Below are 15,371 nucleotides of genomic sequence, written 5' to 3' on the forward strand. Positions count from 1 at the left end.
AGTTGCCGCCAGGATGCCCCGTCCTTCAGGGCGGGGAGGAATGGCGGATGCATCGTTAGCCATGATCGTCCTTTCTGGCAAAATCTGTCCTGTGAGGACGGCGTACCGGTGTCGGGTCTACCCGACACCCGAACAGGCGGCGGTGTTGAACCGCACGTTCGGGTGTGTGCGCGTCGTTTGGAACCGCACCCTCGCCGCCCGGCATGCCCGCTGGCACACCGAACGGAAGTCGTCCTCCTACGCGGAAACCGACCGGGCACTCACCGAGATGAAGAAGCAGCCCGACCTGGCATTTCTGTCTGAGGTGTCGTCGGTGCCGTTGCAGCAGACCCTGCGACACCAGCACACCGCCATGACCGCGTTCTTCCAGAAGCGGGCACGGTACCCGCGCTACAAGTCCCGCCACGGCCGGCAGTCCGCCTCCTACACGCGGTCGGCGTTCCGCATGCGCGACGGAGTCTTGTCTCTGGGGAAGACCCCGGGAACGCTGAGATTCGTGTGGTCGTGGCCAAACATCAACCCGGCGCTGTTGGATCCGACGATGGTGACCGTCGCCCGTGACCCTGACGGCCGTTGGTTCGTGACGTTCGCTGTTGACATTGACGCCCCGGCAGCGCCCGAACCCACTTGGCAGGTGGTTGGCGTCGACCTCGGTCTGACCGACTTCGCAGTTCTGTCCACCGGCGAACGTGTCCCGCACCCGAAGCACATGGAGCGTCGGGAACGCCGGTTGAAGCGGTATCAGCGGATGATGGCCCGCAAGCGTAAAGGCTCCGCGAACCGGGCCAAAGCCAAACAGAAGGTTGCCCGCGCCCACTCCCGGGTACGAGACGGCCGCCGGGACTTCCTCCACAAGACCAGCACGGACCTGGTGCGCCGCTTCGACGCCATCGCCGTGGAAGACCTCGCCGTGGCGAACATGGTCCGCAACCGTTCCCTGGCAAAGGCAATCTCCCGCACCGGCTGGGCCGAGTTCCGCACCCTGCTGATGTACAAGGCGCATCGCGACGGCCGCACCATCGCCGTCGCGGACCGCTGGTATCCGTCGAGCAAAACCTGCTCGGCTTGCGGGCATCTCCTCGCAAAACTTTCCCTCGGCACCCGCCACTGGCAGTGCCCGAGTTGCGGCACCCGGCATGACCGGGACATCAACGCCGCCAAGAACATCGCGGTCGCGGCCGGGCTGGTCGAGACCATAAACGCCTGCGGAGCGGACGTCAGACACGAAGGACCTCCTTCCGTGCTGTCTGCGGTGAACCAGGAACTTTCGGGCGCGAGCCCGGGAATCCCCCGCCTTTAGGCGGGGGAGGATGTCAAGCAGCGCAGTATGCCTGACCGAGGGCCGGATCCCGCGACGCCCGCGACCGGCCGCCCGGGTGGTCCCCGTGGCGACGGCGGCGTGCACGGACAGGCCCTGGATCACCGCCCGCCCGTTCGGCGGCGGTGCCCTCGGGCTCCGCCGCGGCCGCCGCCCGAATTCGGGTCAGCTCGCGTTGGGCGGGTCAGCGCCGCCCCGAGGTGCCCAGAACCGGGCCAGGCTGCTGGTCGCCGGATCGTCGGAGGCCGCCAGCAGCGGCCACGGGTCGGCCCCGGCGGGCAACTCCAGTCCGGCGTAGGCGGCCAGCCCGGCCGGGTCGGGTCGCGGCGGTGTGTCGTCCCAGGCCAGGGGCTGCGGGTCGGTGCCCAACGTCGCCGGGTCCGCCCACGGGTAGCCGTCGATGGGTTCGGGTGGTTGCGCAAGCTCCAGCCGCGGCGGAAACCGCAGGTCCGCACCGGAGCCGTCGTCGGCGTACGGGTCCACGTCCGGGTTCGCCCCGACCGGCACGGCAGCCGGCCCGAACCCCTCCTGCGGTGTGCCGTCGACCGCACCCGAAGACGAATCCAGGTCCGCCTCGAACGGCTCGTCGACGCCGTCGTCGCCGTACCCGATGGGCCGGTCCGCCGCCCCGGCGCCGCCGGCCGGATCCTGGTCTGCCTGGTCGAACTCGGACAACCCGCTGTCACCGGCCGGGCCGAACCCTTCGACCGGGTACTGCGGCCAGTCGTCCGGCTCAACCGGCCCGTCGGACTCGTCGAAGTCCGCCCCGTCCGCCGCCGGCCACCCGTCCCAGCCCTCGTTCACCGGTCACCCCCGGCCGGGGCCGGCGTCAACGCCCGGGCCCGGACCAGCACCTCATCGACCTGCTTGAGGCGCGACCGCAACGCGTCCCGTTCGGCCTGCACCTCGGCCTTGCGCCGAGTCCGGTCTACCTTGTCCTCCGCCATCGCCTTGTCGATCTCGGCGATGTGCGCGTCGAGCTGGCGCAACCGGCGTTCGATCGCGTCGTCCAGGGCCAACGTCAGGGCGTACTGCAGGTCGGTGAACCGGTGTGTGACCTCGTCGGACAGGGCGGCGCGGGCCTCGGCCAGCACCTCCCGCAGCCAGGTGCGGGCCTGCTGCCGGTCGGAGTGCACTCGCCGCCGGTAGAGGATGAACGCCCCGGCGGCCAGCCCCAGCCCGAGCCCGGCGACCGGCACCAGTAGCCCACCGCCGACCAGCGCGCCGGCCCCGAGCGCGGACGCCCCCGCCATCGCGCCCCGGCCGGCCATGAACGCCATCCCGCCGGCGGACATGGCCACCATGAGGTTGTCCTGACCGCCCTCCCGGCGGGGTTTGCTGGCCAGCGCGTGCCGCAGCGTGGCGTTGAGCCCCTGGAGCACGTACTGCACCTCGTGCGGCGGGAACACCTGGGCCAGCACCCGCTCGCCGACCTGACGGAACCTTAGTTCCAGGTCCTGCGACAGGCGTACGGACAGCGCGTGCAACGCCTGGTCGACCTGCTGCGGCAGCCCTTTGAGGTCGTCCCGGCTGCCCTTGTCGATCCGATTGAGGAAGTCCTCCTGCAGTTGCCCGACGGCGGTACGTAGCCGACCGGTGGCCTCCACCCGGGCCCGCTGGGTCTCGGTGCTCAACGCCAACGACCACTGCCGCGAGTCGGTGCGTTTGCGCGCGGCCAGGTCGGCCCGTTCCTGTTTGGCCCGGGTCATGTCCGCCGGATCCGGGTCGCTGGCCTTGAGCCGGTCACCCAACTCCAGGTCCAGCCGGACAAACTCGCTGCGCACGGTGCGCAGCACGTTGGCCTGGTGCAGTAGGTGCCCCCTGCCGGCCAGGTCGATCAGGGCGTGTTGCAGGTCGGCGACGCGGGATTCCCGGACCAGTTCCCCGGCTGCCGCCTCGGGTAGTGTCATCGCCAACTCGGCCAGCCGGGCCGACACCGGAAACCAGGGGACGCTGCCGAACCGTGGCGCGTGGGCGCGCAACTGGGCCCGGTTGTCGTCCCAGATGGTGCGCCACCCCGGATACGCGTCGGTCTTGGTCAACGCGAACACCACCGAGTTGACCCGTTTACTGGCCTCGATCAGGAAGTCCAGTTCGGGTTTGGCGAACGGGGCGGAAGCGTCGACGACGAACAGCAACGCGGTGGCCCGTTCCACCGCGTCCAGGGCGATCTCGCAGTGCAGCGGATCGAGTCCACCGGTGCCCGGGGTGTCCACCAGGGTCAGGTAGCGAAGCAGCGGCGCGTCATGCCCCACCTCGATGCGCCGCGGTGGACGCAGCCCCTCGGGAAGCTGTCCCAGGACAGTGGCCCAGTCCCGCAGGTCGGCCACGCTCAGCGGCACCGGTTCGGCACGGCCGGGCAGCCAGGCCCGCGCCCCCGGCCGCTGCGCCGGCACGAACTCCAGATAGGTGGCGGTGGCGACGGCGGCATCCACCGGCGACAACCCGGGCACCCCGATCAGGGCATTGACCAGGGAACTCTTACCCCGCTTGGTTTCCCCGACGACAACGATCGACGGTCGGGTCACCGTACGACGGCGGATCTCATCCACCTCGGCGGCGGCATCCGGGTCCGACTTGCGCAGGTAGGCCAGTGATATGTCGACCGCGCCGGCAAGCAGCTTGTCCAGGGCCGTCTCCGGCCGGGCCTGCGCGGTAGCGCCGGTCATCGTTGCGTCCCCTCATCCGGGAAGATCCACCTGTTCACCGGGCCCCTGTCCCAGTTGTTCACCATGTCCCCGTCTCCGTTCGGATCCGCTGGGACAGCAGGTAGAAACCACGGTGCGCCACCTGCGCCACCCGGGACTGGGCGGGACCAGCCCCGGCGACCGCGTACGCCCGCCACCGGGTCGCCGCCTCCCGGGCCGACCGGGCCAGCCGCTCCGGGTCGGCGTCGGGCAGGGCGAGGATCCACCGTGGGTCGGTCGACAGGGCGAGCCGGGTCAGTTCCTGTTCCATCGGCTCGGGCAGCTCCACCGTCCCGGCACTGACCAGCTGGGCAACCTCCAGCAACCGCAGCCGGTGGTATTCCGGCTCACGTACCACCCGTTCGATGGCGTCCCGCAGCACCTCCCGCTCCTCGGCCCGCTGGGTACGCCCGGCCAACTGTTCCAGGCTGGACAGCCCCCAACCGGCCTTGATCGCGTCGGTGCGCCACCGGAACGCCTGTTCCAGGGTGTGCCGCAGCCGGGGAAACCCAGACGCCTGGAACAGCATCCGGATCAGCTCCCCACTGGCCAACTGAGGACGGGCGGTCAGCTGCGCGATGGCGAACCCGATCCCGTACAGGTCCAGCCGGTGCAGTAGCCGTTCCCGCTGCGCCCGGGGCACCACACAGTCCCGGCCGGTGAACAGATCCACCGAGGCCAGCAACACCGTCCGCTCCGTCACCGGCAGGCGGGCCAGGGCCCGCAGCGCCTCGCAGTCGGCGGCGGTCAACCGCCCCGCCTCGGTGGTCTCGGCGAGCAGCCCCACGACCGGCACCACGTCCGACACCACCCGTCGCAGCACCCGGGACTGTTCGACGGCCAGCGGCCCGGCCCCCGGCCACGGATCGGCCGCCCCACCAACCAGTTTGTCCACCTTGTTGAACAGGCCCAGCGAGTTGATCGGGTTGCTGGCCAGTCGCGCCGACGCGGCCTGGAACGCCGTCAACGTCTGCACGTCGTCAGCGCGCACCGCCTGGGTGAACACGTAGATGATGGCCTCGGCACCGGAGATCGCCCCCGCCGAGTCGTCGTCGAGGTTCTCGTCCAGCGGGGCGGCCCCACCCTCCAGCAGGAACCGGCTCGCCCCGGCGCTGACCGACGTGTTCGTCGACGCCAACCCGGGGGTGTCCACCACGGTCAGGTCCCGCAGGTGGTCACTGGTCAACGTCACGTCGACGAACGCGACATCCGACCGGGGCACCCCCAACCGCTGCGGGATCATGCCGGTCTCGTCCAACGGCAGGCTGACCCGGGCACCGTCCCGACGTACCACATCGACCCGGTCAGCCGTGCCGTAGCGAAACTGGGTGACCACCCGGGTGCACTCGCCCACCTCGGTGGGGGCGACCCGTCGGCCGATCAACGCGTTGACCAGAGTCGACTTGCCGGCCTTCAACCGACCCGCGACGGCCACCCGCAGCGGCTCGTCAAGCCGCTGCCGCACCCCGCGCACCCGGGCCTGCGTGGCGGCGTCGAGCTTCGACCCCACCTCGTCACACAGGGCGGCGACCCGAGCACTCAGTGGACCTGGACCCATCCGTGTCACCCCTCGGCACGGTCAGCGACAATAGAGGAAATCCGCAGGTCGCGCTCACTCATACCGATCGGGTCCCTCCACCACGACGGCAGGGCGGGGCGCCCCTGCCGGACCTCACACTACGAATATCCTGCCGGCGCAGGATCCCATGTTCGTGCCACCGTCTCACGCGCCGGTGGCCGCGAGTCCCGGCGGGGGGAGGAGCAGTGCCACACGCACCCGGCGACGTCACCGGCCAGCCGTCGGCCCACCATCAGCCCCGGCACCCGATACCCGAGGAGGCGACCCGCCTTCTCACCACACCCGGCCTGGTGGTGATCCACGGCGGCCCCGGCTGTGGCCGCAGCACCCTGCTGCGGCACCTGGCCACCACGTTCCATGGACCGGTGTTCCACGGCAGCGCGCTGGCCACCCTACGGTCGGTGCCGGCGTTCGCCCTGACCCACGCCCTGCGGATACGTCTACCGGAACACGACCCGCCGCTGCTGGCCGAGGCAGTCCAGTCCCGGGTACGTGGTGGCCTGCTGCTCCTGGACGACATCCAGTGGGCCGACCCGGCCACCCTCGCCACACTCGTGCCACTGGCCCGGCACTGCCGGGTGGCGGTCACCCTACGCACCCCACACCGCCTGCCCCAACCCGTGGAGAACGCCCTGCGTACGGCCGCCGCCGGGTGGCTGGCCGTACCAGCCCTGGACCCGGCCGCCGCAGCCGACCTGGCCCGCGCCACCGCCCCCGACCTGCCCCCGGCCACGATCACCGACGTGGTCACCCGCGCCGGCGGACTACCCCTGGCGGTACAGGCCCTGGCCCGGCACGCCACCGCCACCGCCACCGCACACCCCACACCCGTGGACCCGGCCGGCGGCCACGACCTCACCCAGGTCGAATACGCGGTGGCCACCGCACTGGCCGACCTGACCCGCCCCGCCCGGACCGCACTCGCCGCGCTCGGGCTGCTCGGCCATCCGGCCCCCGCCGGACTGCTCGGCAACGGCGTACCGGAACTGACCCACAGCGGGCTGGTCACCACCGATCCGACTGGCACGGTCGGCCCGGTGTCCCCGTACGTGGCCGAGGTCGCCGCCGGGCTGCTCGACGAGCCCAGCCGCCGCGCGCTGCACCGGCGACTGGCCGACCTGGTGCCCCCCGCCGAGGCCGCCCGGCACCTGGCCGCCGCCGGTGACGGCCCCGCCGCCTACCGGCGCGCACTGGCCGCCGCCGACACCCCCGACATCAGTGGTGGGAAGCGCGCCGACCTACTTCTGTTCGCCTGCCAACTGCCCGACGTCACCCCGCAGCCGCAGGTCCGGCTCGCCGCGGCGCAGGCCGCGCTGGACAACGGTCGGCCCCACGCCGCCGCCCGACTCCTGGCCGCCGACCACACCTGGGATCCGGCGTCGACCATGCTGCACGCCGAGGCCTTGCTACATCTGGGCGACCCGACCGCCGCCCGCACCACGGTCACCGCCGTACCCGATGACGCGGCGGCGGACCTGGTAGCCGCCCGTGACCGGATTCGGCTGCTGGCCGAACTCGCCGACGACCCGGCCGCTGCGGCGGCCACCGCCGCCCGGATCACCGCCCGGCACGGCCCCACCCCGACCCACACCGGGCTGCGGGCCGCGCTGGCCGCCGTCGCCGCCCGGACCCACACCCCCGGCTGGGAGGACGCGCTCGCTTCGGCAGCCGCCGACGCCGCAGCCGCTGGGCAGCTCCTGACCAGCCGGTGGAGCGCCTGGTTGCTGGTGGAGACGCTTGCCGCCGACGGTCGGCTGACCGAGGCAGCGCAGGCGGCGAGGTCCGCCGGGCAGGCCTGCGGACTGGACCTCGCCTACAGCTGGCAGACCCGGTTCCTGGCCGCAGAACTGTGGTGTACGGCCCTGCGGGGTGGCCGCACCGGTATCGGCACCGCCGACGACACGCTTCGCCGCGCCGTGGACCTGACCGACCGCACGGTGCCGCCGCTGGCCCACGGCTACGCGGTAGCTACCGCCAGCCTGATCGAGGCCGACGGCGGGCTGCTCGCCCCGGCCCGGGCCCGGCTGGCCGGGGTCGTCGACGCCCCGCTACCGGCGGCCGGCGTGATCGACTGGGTGGATCGGGAGGCCGCCTGGCTCGACGGGCAGCCGGAGCGGGCCGCAGCCGGGGTCGGACCGTCGACCGGGTCGCCCCTGATCGACGGGCTGCGTCAGATCACCGCCCGCTGGGCCGCCTACGACGGGGCCCCGGTCGACACCGACCGGGACGACCGCTACCCGGCGACGCCCCCGGTGGGGCAGACCCTGACCGCCTGGCACACCCTCGACGCCGACCGGTTCACCCAGGCCGCCGACGCCTGGCACGACCTCGCCGTCCGCGAGCAGGTGCGATGTCTGCTGGCCGCCGGACTACACCAGAGCGATCCGGCCCGGGCGGTGCCGCCGCTGCTCGCCGCCGAGCGACTGGCCGAAGAGTCCGGGCTGGTGGTGCTGCTGGGCCGGACCCGGCGGGCGTTACGCCGACACGCGGTCCGCCGCGACGGGCGCGGCCCGCGCTCGGGCGGGGCCCTCACCAGCCGGGAACGTGACGTGCTGCACCTGGTGGCGGCCGGTGAGCCGAGCCGGCGCATCGCCGGCCAGCTGGGCATCTCCGCCGAGACGGTGGAGACCCACATCCGGGCGGGCATGCGCAAGCTGGGGGCCCGTACCCGCACCGAAGCGGCGGCACTGGTCCTGGTCGGGGAAACGCCCCCGGAGAACCGGGTACCGGGACAGCGGCAGGTGGTACAGCCGTGAGCCCACCCACGCCGCCCTGTTACGTGCTGTCGTCAGCCACAGACGCCCCGGTGGTGCTGCGCCGCCTGACCCGGGAGGGCTGGCAGACCCGGGAAGGGTTCGCCCTGCCCGAGTCGACCTGGGACCTGACCGGGTCGCGGCTGGCGGTGTTCGGCCGCGTACCCGACCTGGAGACGGCCCGACTGGTGCTGTTGGCGGCGGCTCGGGGCGCGGCGGTGGTGGCGATCCTGGACGTGACCGGTGAGGTGGGCCGAGCCCTGATCGACGATCTGTCCCGGTTGGGGCCGGTGTACCGGACCTCGGACGCCGGGCCGGCCGGAGAAGCCGAAACGACCGTGGACCGGCTGGTGCCGCAGCAGCGTGCCCTGCTGGACCGGCTGGCCAACGGGGAGACGATCGCCGCCGCTGCGGCAGCCGAGTTCCTGTCCCTACGTACGGCCAACCGGCGGATCGCCGAGGCCCGGGCGGCGCTGGGGGTACGCACCACCCGGGAGGCGGTCCTGGCCTATCTGCGCCAACGGGGCCCCAATCCCTGATCCAGGGCGATGGTGGTGCGCCGACGTCTGATCGGAATCATGCCGGACAAGCCGCTGGTCGGCCGAGTCAGCGGATCCGGTCGTAGACGAGGGCCAGCGTGCCGTGCTCGCCTGCGGTCTGGCTGACCAGCGCCCACCGTCCCGGGGGCAGGCCGTCGTCGAACAGGCGCGGCCCGCCGCCGAGGAAGACCGGAAAGATCGTCAATGTCAGACGGTCCACCTCGTCGGCTGCCAGCAGGGCCTTGATGACGCTGGCGCTGGAGAGTACGAGGATGTCGCCACCCTCGCTGGCCCTGAGGTCCGCGACCACTTCGGCGGCCGGCTTGTCGACGATCGTCGTCCGCTCCCACGGGGCCCGGTCGAGGGTGCTGGAGAGGACCACCTTGTCGGTGTCGACGAGCCACTTCGCGAAGCCCTCGTCACGCGGGTCGGCACCCGCCATGCCGATCACGGTGGGCCAGAAACTGAGGAAGCCCTCGGCGTTGACCCGGCCGAGCAGGGCTGTCGTCGCTGGCTCCCAGATGCTGGTCAGGTGGTCCCGGGCGACGTCGGTGTGGGCGTACGGCATCACCCAGCTCATGTCCTGCGGGTCGCGCCCGGCGTAGTGCCCGTCGAGGGAGAGGCTCATGTTGGTGACGACCCTGCGGGCACCGTTCTGCGCTGTCACGTGGTGCTCCTTGATGCGTTGTCGGACCCGGCACCGTCGGTGGTGGCCGGGTCGGCGGCGAGGATCGCCGCCAGGTTGTCGAGGCTCTGACCGAAGCCGATCTCGATGCCTGCGATGAAGTCCGCGGATGCGATGGTGCTGTCGGTGATCCGGTAGTGAACGTCGAGGTCCGTACCCGTGTCGGTGGCCCGAAGGTCGAACCCGACGTGGGCGGTGAAGGCGGTGCCACCGTCGGGAAGCGCAGGGGAGAGTCGGTAGGCGAGGCGCTCACCGGGGCGTACCTCGTCGACGACTCCCTCCGCGTAGCCGGCGACCTGGTCGCTGGCCGCGGCGTCCTCGGCATCCCGGTACTCCAGGACGATCCGCCCACCCGGTCGTGTGTCGAAGGCGAACCGGGAAACCCGGAGGTCGTCGGGTGTCCACCAGCGGGTGAGCAGGATGGCTTCGGTCAGGTGGCGCCAGACCAGGTCGGGGTGCCCGGTCAGTGACCGGAGGAACCTGAACGAGCGGCCGTCGGCCCACCCCGCCGCCTGCGCGGCGAGCCGCTCCGCGTGGAGGCTGAGTCCGTACCGGTCGTAGGTGGTGTGCGGCCCACCGGCCTGCTCGGCGGTGTCGGCGAGCAGGCCGAGCGCAGCCGCCAGGTCCCGCAGGGGATCGGGCCGCAGTGCGTAGATGCGGCGCTGGCCGCTGCGTTGGGAGGTGACGACGCCAGCGCGTTCGAGGGTCTGCAGGTGTTTGGTGGTCTGCGGCTGGCGCGCCTCGGTGAGCTGGGCGAGGACGCCGACCGAACGGGGGCGCTCGGCCCTCGTGGTCGATCGGGAGGGCGGCGAGCACCCCTCGTACGGTCTGCTTGAGCATCGCCCCACCCAGGGGCTGGCTTGCCTGCGCAGAGAGGGCTGTGCGAGCCTTCTACCTCGTCTCTCCGAAAGGGCTGGTCGTGACGCTCGGCATGGTTCTCGGCGATACCTCCTCTCGCACTTCGATGCGGGAGCGGTAGCCCTACCTGCCCTGACGCACGCGCCCGTGCTGCGGCACGGGCCGTTTGCCCTGCTCCTGGTCGAAGTGCTCTTCGTGTCCCTGCACGTTCGATCACGAGGAGTACGTGGTGTCCACGATTCACTGGACCGAGACGAACAACCCCCGTTGCGCCCACTGGCATTCCGAGAACGCGACACCGCCGCCCAGCCGGGTCATCAGCGTGGACGACCGGATAAAAGCCGATGCCGCTTACCGGTTGGCCTGCGAAGGCACCGCCCTACTGTGGCAGGGCGACTTCCACAACGCACGTCAACTACTGCAGGCGCTGGGCCGCCGCATCGACCGGAAACCTTCCCGGCAAGGCGGCAGCCCAGCAGAGTCCTTCCACCTGCACCGCAGGGCCCGCAGCCACCGTGCCCGCGTACTCGGCAGGCTCCTCGTACTACTGGGAGACGACTACTGCCTGAACCTGCGCAGGGCTCCCGACGTCCGCCAGGCATGCACCGAGGCGTACGGACCGCCGTCCGAGCCGATGGCCGTCTCGTTTCCAGAACTACTGGGCGTGATCGGAGCGCATCAGTGGCGCACGAAGGGCGTGGAGGTACCGGCCCTCGACGCTCGCATTCACCCGCACTACGGCGTGTTCTCCCCGGTCAGGGGCGAATACATCGACCTCGTCGCACATACACCGCTCCCCGTGCCGGCGGCCCGTCGCGCGGGCCGCCGTACCGCATTCGACCTCGGGACGGGGACAGGAGTGCTCGCCGCCGTCCTGGCCCGCCGGGGGATCGACCACGTCGTGGCAACCGACATCAGCCCGCGTGCCCTGACCTGTGCCCGCGATAACGTCCGCCGACTGCACCTCGCCGGGCGCGTCGACATCGTGGGCCCCGGCCTGTTTCCCGAAGGGCGCGCGGACCTCATCGTCTGCAACCCACCCTGGATTCCAGCCCGGCCCACCTCCGCCGTAGAGCAAGGCGTCTACGACCCGGGCAGCAGTATGCTCCGCGACTTCCTGGACGGACTCACCGCGCATCTCGGACCAGGAGGTGAAGGATGGCTCATCCTGTCGGACCTGGCCGAGCGCCTCGGACTCAGGACGCGCAGTGAACTTCTGTCCGACGTCAAGGCAGCGGGCCTGCACGTGGTGGACAGGATTGACACCCGGCCCCGGCATCCACGAGCGAGGGACACCGCAGATCCCCTCCACGCCACACGCGTCGCGGAAGTCACTTCACTCTGGCGGCTCGCCAACACGTGACGATCAGCGTCGGCGGTCGCCAGGGGCGAGCAGACTGGTGACCGTCGTCTGTTCCTAGTTTTCCGGCGGCGCGGACCGAGGCCGGCGGCGGTGCATCCGGGAGGTGTCGGCCGGCCGGCCGGGGTCGACGTGTCGGGGCCGGTCGGGTTCGTCGGGGCGCAGCGGTGCCAGGGTGTCGGTGAGCGCGTCGATGATCCGGTCGGTGGCGCGTACGGCCGCACCCGGTACGCCCGGGTCGGGTTCGCCCAGGTCGATGGGGGTGCCGAAGTGCACCCGGATCACCGGTCGGCGGACCAGGGCTCGGGCCACGCCACGTAGCAGACCTTTCGGCGCCCGGTACGGCAGAATCTCGTGGGCACCCCACTGGGCCACGGGTACGACGGCGGCACCGCTGGCGAAGGCAAGTCGTGCGGTGCCGGTCTTGCCCCGCTCGGGCCACATGCCGGGGTCGAGGCCGATGCGGCCCTCCGGGTAGACCAGCACCACGGAGCCGCCGGCCACGGCCGACGCCGCGTCCCGTAGGGCGTCGGACACCGCCGCGGTGCCCCGGTCGACGCGGATGTGCCCCCAGTGCCGCATCGCCGCACCGACGACCGGCACCCGGAACAGCCCACCCGTGGCCATGATCCGGGGGGAGACGCCGCGTACGCCGGTGGCGGCGGTGAGCACGACCGGGTCGAACGGGCTGATGTGGTTGGCGGCCAGGATCAGTGGGCCGCGGCGTAGTTCGTCGGGCACGTCGCCGGTGACCTGCAGCCGGGCTACCAGCCCGACGACGACGCGGGCGGCGGCCTGCGCGCAGCGCCACAACCAGGGCGGCTGCCAGGGGGAGTGCGGGGTGCTCATCAGCCGTTGATCGTCGCACGTTCCCGGGTTTCCGGGGCGGTCAGGGCCTTCTGGCCCGGGCCGGCGGCCCTACCGGTCGGGGCCTTCGACCCGGATACTTCAGGCCCCGGGCCCCTGCGGCAGCCTCCGCGACGACAGGTAGGATCTACTACGTTCCGTAGTACGTAGACCTGGGGGTCCTGGTGGATGCGTTAGATGTGGCCCGTTGGCAGTTCGGTGTAACCACCGTCTACCACTTCCTGTTCGTGCCGCTGACCATCGGCCTGTCCGTACTCGTGGCCATCCTCCAGACCATGTGGCACCGCACCGGCAACGAGCGCTACCTCAAACTCACCAAGTTCTACGGCAAACTGTTCCTCATCAACTTCGCCATGGGCGTCGTCACCGGCATCGTGCAGGAATTCCAGTTCGGCATGAACTGGAGCGACTACTCCCGTTTCGTCGGCGACATCTTCGGCGCACCACTGGCCATCGAAGCCCTCGTGGCCTTCTTCCTCGAATCCACCTTCCTCGGACTGTGGATCTTCGGATGGGACCGGCTGCCCAAACGCATCCACCTCGCCACCATCTGGGCCGCCGCCATCGGCTCCACCTTCAGCGCCTACTTCATCCTCGCCGCCAACTCCTGGATGCAGAACCCTGTCGGCTACCACATCAACCCCGACACCGGCCGCGCGGAACTCACCGACTTCCTCGCCGTGCTCACCAACAAGGTCGCACTGATCACCTTCCCGCACACCATCTTCGGCTGCTTCCTCGTCGCCGGCTCCCTCATGGTCACCGTCGCCCTCTGGCACCTCATCCGACGCCCCGGCAACAGCGACACCCCGACCTACCGCTTCGCCGCCAAGTTCGGTTCCTGGGTCACCCTGATCGCCGCCGCCGGCGTCCTGCTCACCGGCGACATCCAAGGCAAGATCATGACCGAGGTGCAGCCCATGAAGATGGCCGCCGCCGAAGGTCTCTACACCACCGAAAGTCCCGCCGCCTTCTCCGTACTCACCGTCGGCAGCCTCGACGGCAGCCGCGAACTGTACGCCCTCAAGATCCCCGGCCTGCTGTCCTTCCTCGGCACCGGCAGCTTCGACGGCGAAGTCAAGGGCATCAACGACCTGCAAGCCCAGTACGCCGCCCAGTACGGCCCCGGCAGCTACACCCCGATCATCCCGGTCACCTACTGGAGCTTCCGCTTCATGATCGGGTTCGGCATGGCCGCCGCCGCCATCGCACTACTCGTCCTCTGGACCCACCGCCGCGACCGCACCACCACCAGCCGCTGGCTCCTGCGCGCCGGCCTCGTCATGCCCTTCCTCCCACTGGCCGCCAACTCCTTCGGCTGGATCTTCACCGAGATGGGCCGCCAACCCTGGATCGTCTTCGGTGAAATGCTCACCCGCGACGGCGTCTCCCGCACCGTCAGCCTCGCCGAAGTCCTCACCTCCTTCACCGCCTTCACCCTCGTCTACGCCACCCTCGCCGTCATCGAGTTCCGCCTCCTCGTCAAGTACGCCAAGAACGGCCTGCCCGACGAAACCCCGCCCCCACAAACCGACGACACCGACGACGCCGACCGGCCCCTCGCCTTCGCCTACTGACCCCGGAGCCCCACCGTGGAACTCACCACCGTCTGGTTTCTCCTCATCACCGTCCTCTTCACCGGATACTTCATCCTCGAAGGGTTCGACTTCGGCGTCGGCATGCTCCTGCCCGTACTCGGCCGCGACGACCGGGAACGCCGAGTAATGATCAACACCATCGGCCCCGTCTGGGACGGCAACGAAGTCTGGCTACTCACCGCCGGCGGCGCCATGTTCGCCGCCTTCCCCGAGTGGTACGCCACCCTGTTCTCCGGCTTCTACCTGCCGCTACTACTCATCCTCATCGCCCTCATCCTGCGCGGCGTCGCCTTCGAATACCGCCACAAGCGCCCCGAAGCCAGTTGGAAACGCCGCTGGGACGCCGCCATCACCTTCGGCTCCGTCGTACCCGCCCTCCTGTGGGGCGTCGCCTTCGCCAACATCGTGCGCGGCGTCCCCCTCGACGCCAACCACGAGTACGCCGGCGGATTCTTCAACCTACTCAACCCCTACGCCCTACTCGGCGGCCTCACCACCACCGCCCTGTTCCTCACCCACGGCGCCGTCTTCATCGCACTCAAAACCACCGGCGACATCCGGCACCGCGCCCGCAAGCTCGCCACCCACACCGGCATCGCCGCCATCGTCCTGGCCGGCGCGTTCCTCACCTGGACACTCAGCATCCGCAACACCCCGGCCGCCATCGTCCTGGCCGTCGTCGCCGCCCTCGCGCTCGCCGCCGGTGTCGCCGCCGCCCACGCCGGCCGTGAAGGCTGGGCCTTCACCGGCACCGCCCTGGCCACCGGCCTCGCCGTGATCACCCTCTTCGCGGCACTCTTCCCCAACGTCATGCCCTCCACCCTCGACGCCGCTGGCACCCTCACCGTCGACAACGCCGCCTCCACCCCCTACACCCTCAAGATCATGACCTGGGTGGCGGTCATCTTCACCCCGATCGTGCTCGCCTACCAGGGCTGGACCTACTGGGTCTTCCGCAAGCGCATCGGCGTCACCCACATCCCGAACTGAAAACCCCCTCCCCAAACCCGGGTGTGGCCGACGAATCCCCCGAACCGTCGGCCACACCCGGGTTTCCCGTTCCCACCGCTCGACGCCAACAGCCACCAATCACTGGACCCCACCCGTCGACACGCCATGGGCGGCGA

At 70.9% G+C, this 15,371-nt stretch carries 12 protein-coding genes; 6 read left to right on the plus strand and 6 right to left on the minus strand.

Annotation, left to right across the window (positions count from 1 at the left end; genetic code table 11):
* The first annotated feature begins 40 nt into the window (after positions 1–40).
* Positions 41–1,300, plus strand: a complete 1,260-nt coding sequence (locus FHR38_RS30000) for an RNA-guided endonuclease InsQ/TnpB family protein (RefSeq protein ID WP_221449250.1) — start codon at positions 41–43, stop codon at positions 1,298–1,300.
* Between the two features lie 183 nt (positions 1,301–1,483).
* On the opposite strand, the gene FHR38_RS30005 is transcribed toward FHR38_RS30000, so the two are convergent.
* The 3 genes from FHR38_RS30005 to FHR38_RS30015 are packed head-to-tail and all read right to left on the minus strand — an operon-like array spanning position 1,484 to position 5,563.
* Positions 1,484–2,122, minus strand: coding sequence for a hypothetical protein (locus tag FHR38_RS30005; RefSeq protein WP_184538523.1), 639 nt, complete (start codon positions 2,120–2,122; stop codon positions 1,484–1,486).
* Positions 2,119–3,987, minus strand: a complete 1,869-nt coding sequence (locus FHR38_RS30010) for a dynamin family protein (protein ID WP_184538525.1) — start codon at positions 3,985–3,987, stop codon at positions 2,119–2,121. The genes FHR38_RS30005 and FHR38_RS30010 overlap by 4 nt, the downstream gene beginning before the upstream one ends.
* A gap of 58 nt (positions 3,988–4,045) precedes the next feature.
* On the minus strand, positions 4,046–5,563 hold the full coding sequence (locus FHR38_RS30015; RefSeq protein ID WP_184538527.1) for a dynamin family protein: 1,518 nt from the start codon (positions 5,561–5,563) through the stop codon (positions 4,046–4,048).
* Positions 5,564–5,769: 206 nt separating this feature from the next.
* Between FHR38_RS30015 and FHR38_RS32980 the strand changes: the two genes are divergently transcribed.
* Positions 5,770–8,340, plus strand: coding sequence for a helix-turn-helix transcriptional regulator (locus tag FHR38_RS32980; RefSeq protein ID WP_312882482.1), 2,571 nt, complete (start codon positions 5,770–5,772; stop codon positions 8,338–8,340).
* On the plus strand, positions 8,337–8,876 hold the full coding sequence (locus FHR38_RS30025) for a LuxR family transcriptional regulator (protein WP_184538529.1): 540 nt from the start codon (positions 8,337–8,339) through the stop codon (positions 8,874–8,876). Before FHR38_RS32980 ends, FHR38_RS30025 begins: the two co-directional genes overlap by 4 nt.
* Positions 8,877–8,943: 67 nt before the next feature.
* Here the strand turns inward: FHR38_RS30025 and FHR38_RS30030 are convergent, their stop codons facing one another.
* Together FHR38_RS30030 and FHR38_RS33390 are read right to left on the minus strand one after the other, a co-directional pair.
* Positions 8,944–9,543 (minus strand): dihydrofolate reductase family protein, encoded by a 600-nt coding sequence (locus FHR38_RS30030; protein ID WP_221449251.1) that lies wholly within the window; start codon positions 9,541–9,543, stop codon positions 8,944–8,946.
* Positions 9,540–10,409, minus strand: a complete 870-nt coding sequence (locus FHR38_RS33390) for an SRPBCC domain-containing protein (RefSeq protein WP_184538531.1) — start codon at positions 10,407–10,409, stop codon at positions 9,540–9,542. The genes FHR38_RS30030 and FHR38_RS33390 overlap by 4 nt, the downstream gene beginning before the upstream one ends.
* A 239-nt stretch (positions 10,410–10,648) precedes the next feature.
* Here FHR38_RS33390 and FHR38_RS33395 point away from each other — a divergent pair, with 239 nt between their 5' ends.
* Positions 10,649–11,782, plus strand: coding sequence for a methyltransferase (locus FHR38_RS33395; RefSeq protein WP_184538533.1), 1,134 nt, complete (start codon positions 10,649–10,651; stop codon positions 11,780–11,782).
* A gap of 54 nt (positions 11,783–11,836) precedes the next feature.
* Here FHR38_RS33395 and FHR38_RS30045 read toward each other — a convergent pair whose 3' ends face one another.
* Entirely contained in the window at positions 11,837–12,628 is a 792-nt protein-coding gene (locus tag FHR38_RS30045; RefSeq protein ID WP_184538535.1) for a lysophospholipid acyltransferase family protein, read from the minus strand.
* 182 nt (positions 12,629–12,810) lie between these two features.
* Between FHR38_RS30045 and FHR38_RS30050 the strand changes: the two genes are divergently transcribed.
* Positions 12,811–14,223: a cytochrome ubiquinol oxidase subunit I gene (locus FHR38_RS30050; RefSeq protein WP_184538537.1), complete on the plus strand. Its 1,413-nt coding sequence runs from the start codon at positions 12,811–12,813 to the stop codon at positions 14,221–14,223.
* A gap of 15 nt (positions 14,224–14,238) precedes the next feature.
* A complete protein-coding gene (gene cydB / locus FHR38_RS30055) occupies positions 14,239–15,234 on the plus strand; it encodes a cytochrome d ubiquinol oxidase subunit II (protein ID WP_184538539.1) in 996 nt (331 codons plus the stop codon).
* The last annotated feature ends 137 nt before the right edge of the window (positions 15,235–15,371 follow it).

This window comes from Micromonospora polyrhachis (assembly GCF_014203835.1).
GTDB lineage: Bacteria > Actinomycetota > Actinomycetes > Mycobacteriales > Micromonosporaceae > Micromonospora_H > Micromonospora_H polyrhachis.

What these genes read in the sequence shown, in the direction of transcription:
- FHR38_RS30015 (WP_184538527.1), bottom strand. Translation starts at nt 5,563, where the DNA reads ATGGGTCCAGGTCCACTGAGTGCTCGGGTCGCCGCCCTGTGTGACGAG.
- FHR38_RS30010 (WP_184538525.1), bottom strand. Translation starts at nt 3,987, where the DNA reads ATGACCGGCGCTACCGCGCAGGCCCGGCCGGAGACGGCCCTGGACAAG.
- FHR38_RS30000 (WP_221449250.1), top strand. Translation starts at nt 41, where the DNA reads ATGGCGGATGCATCGTTAGCCATGATCGTCCTTTCTGGCAAAATCTGT.
- FHR38_RS30045 (WP_184538535.1), bottom strand. Translation starts at nt 12,628, where the DNA reads ATGAGCACCCCGCACTCCCCCTGGCAGCCGCCCTGGTTGTGGCGCTGC.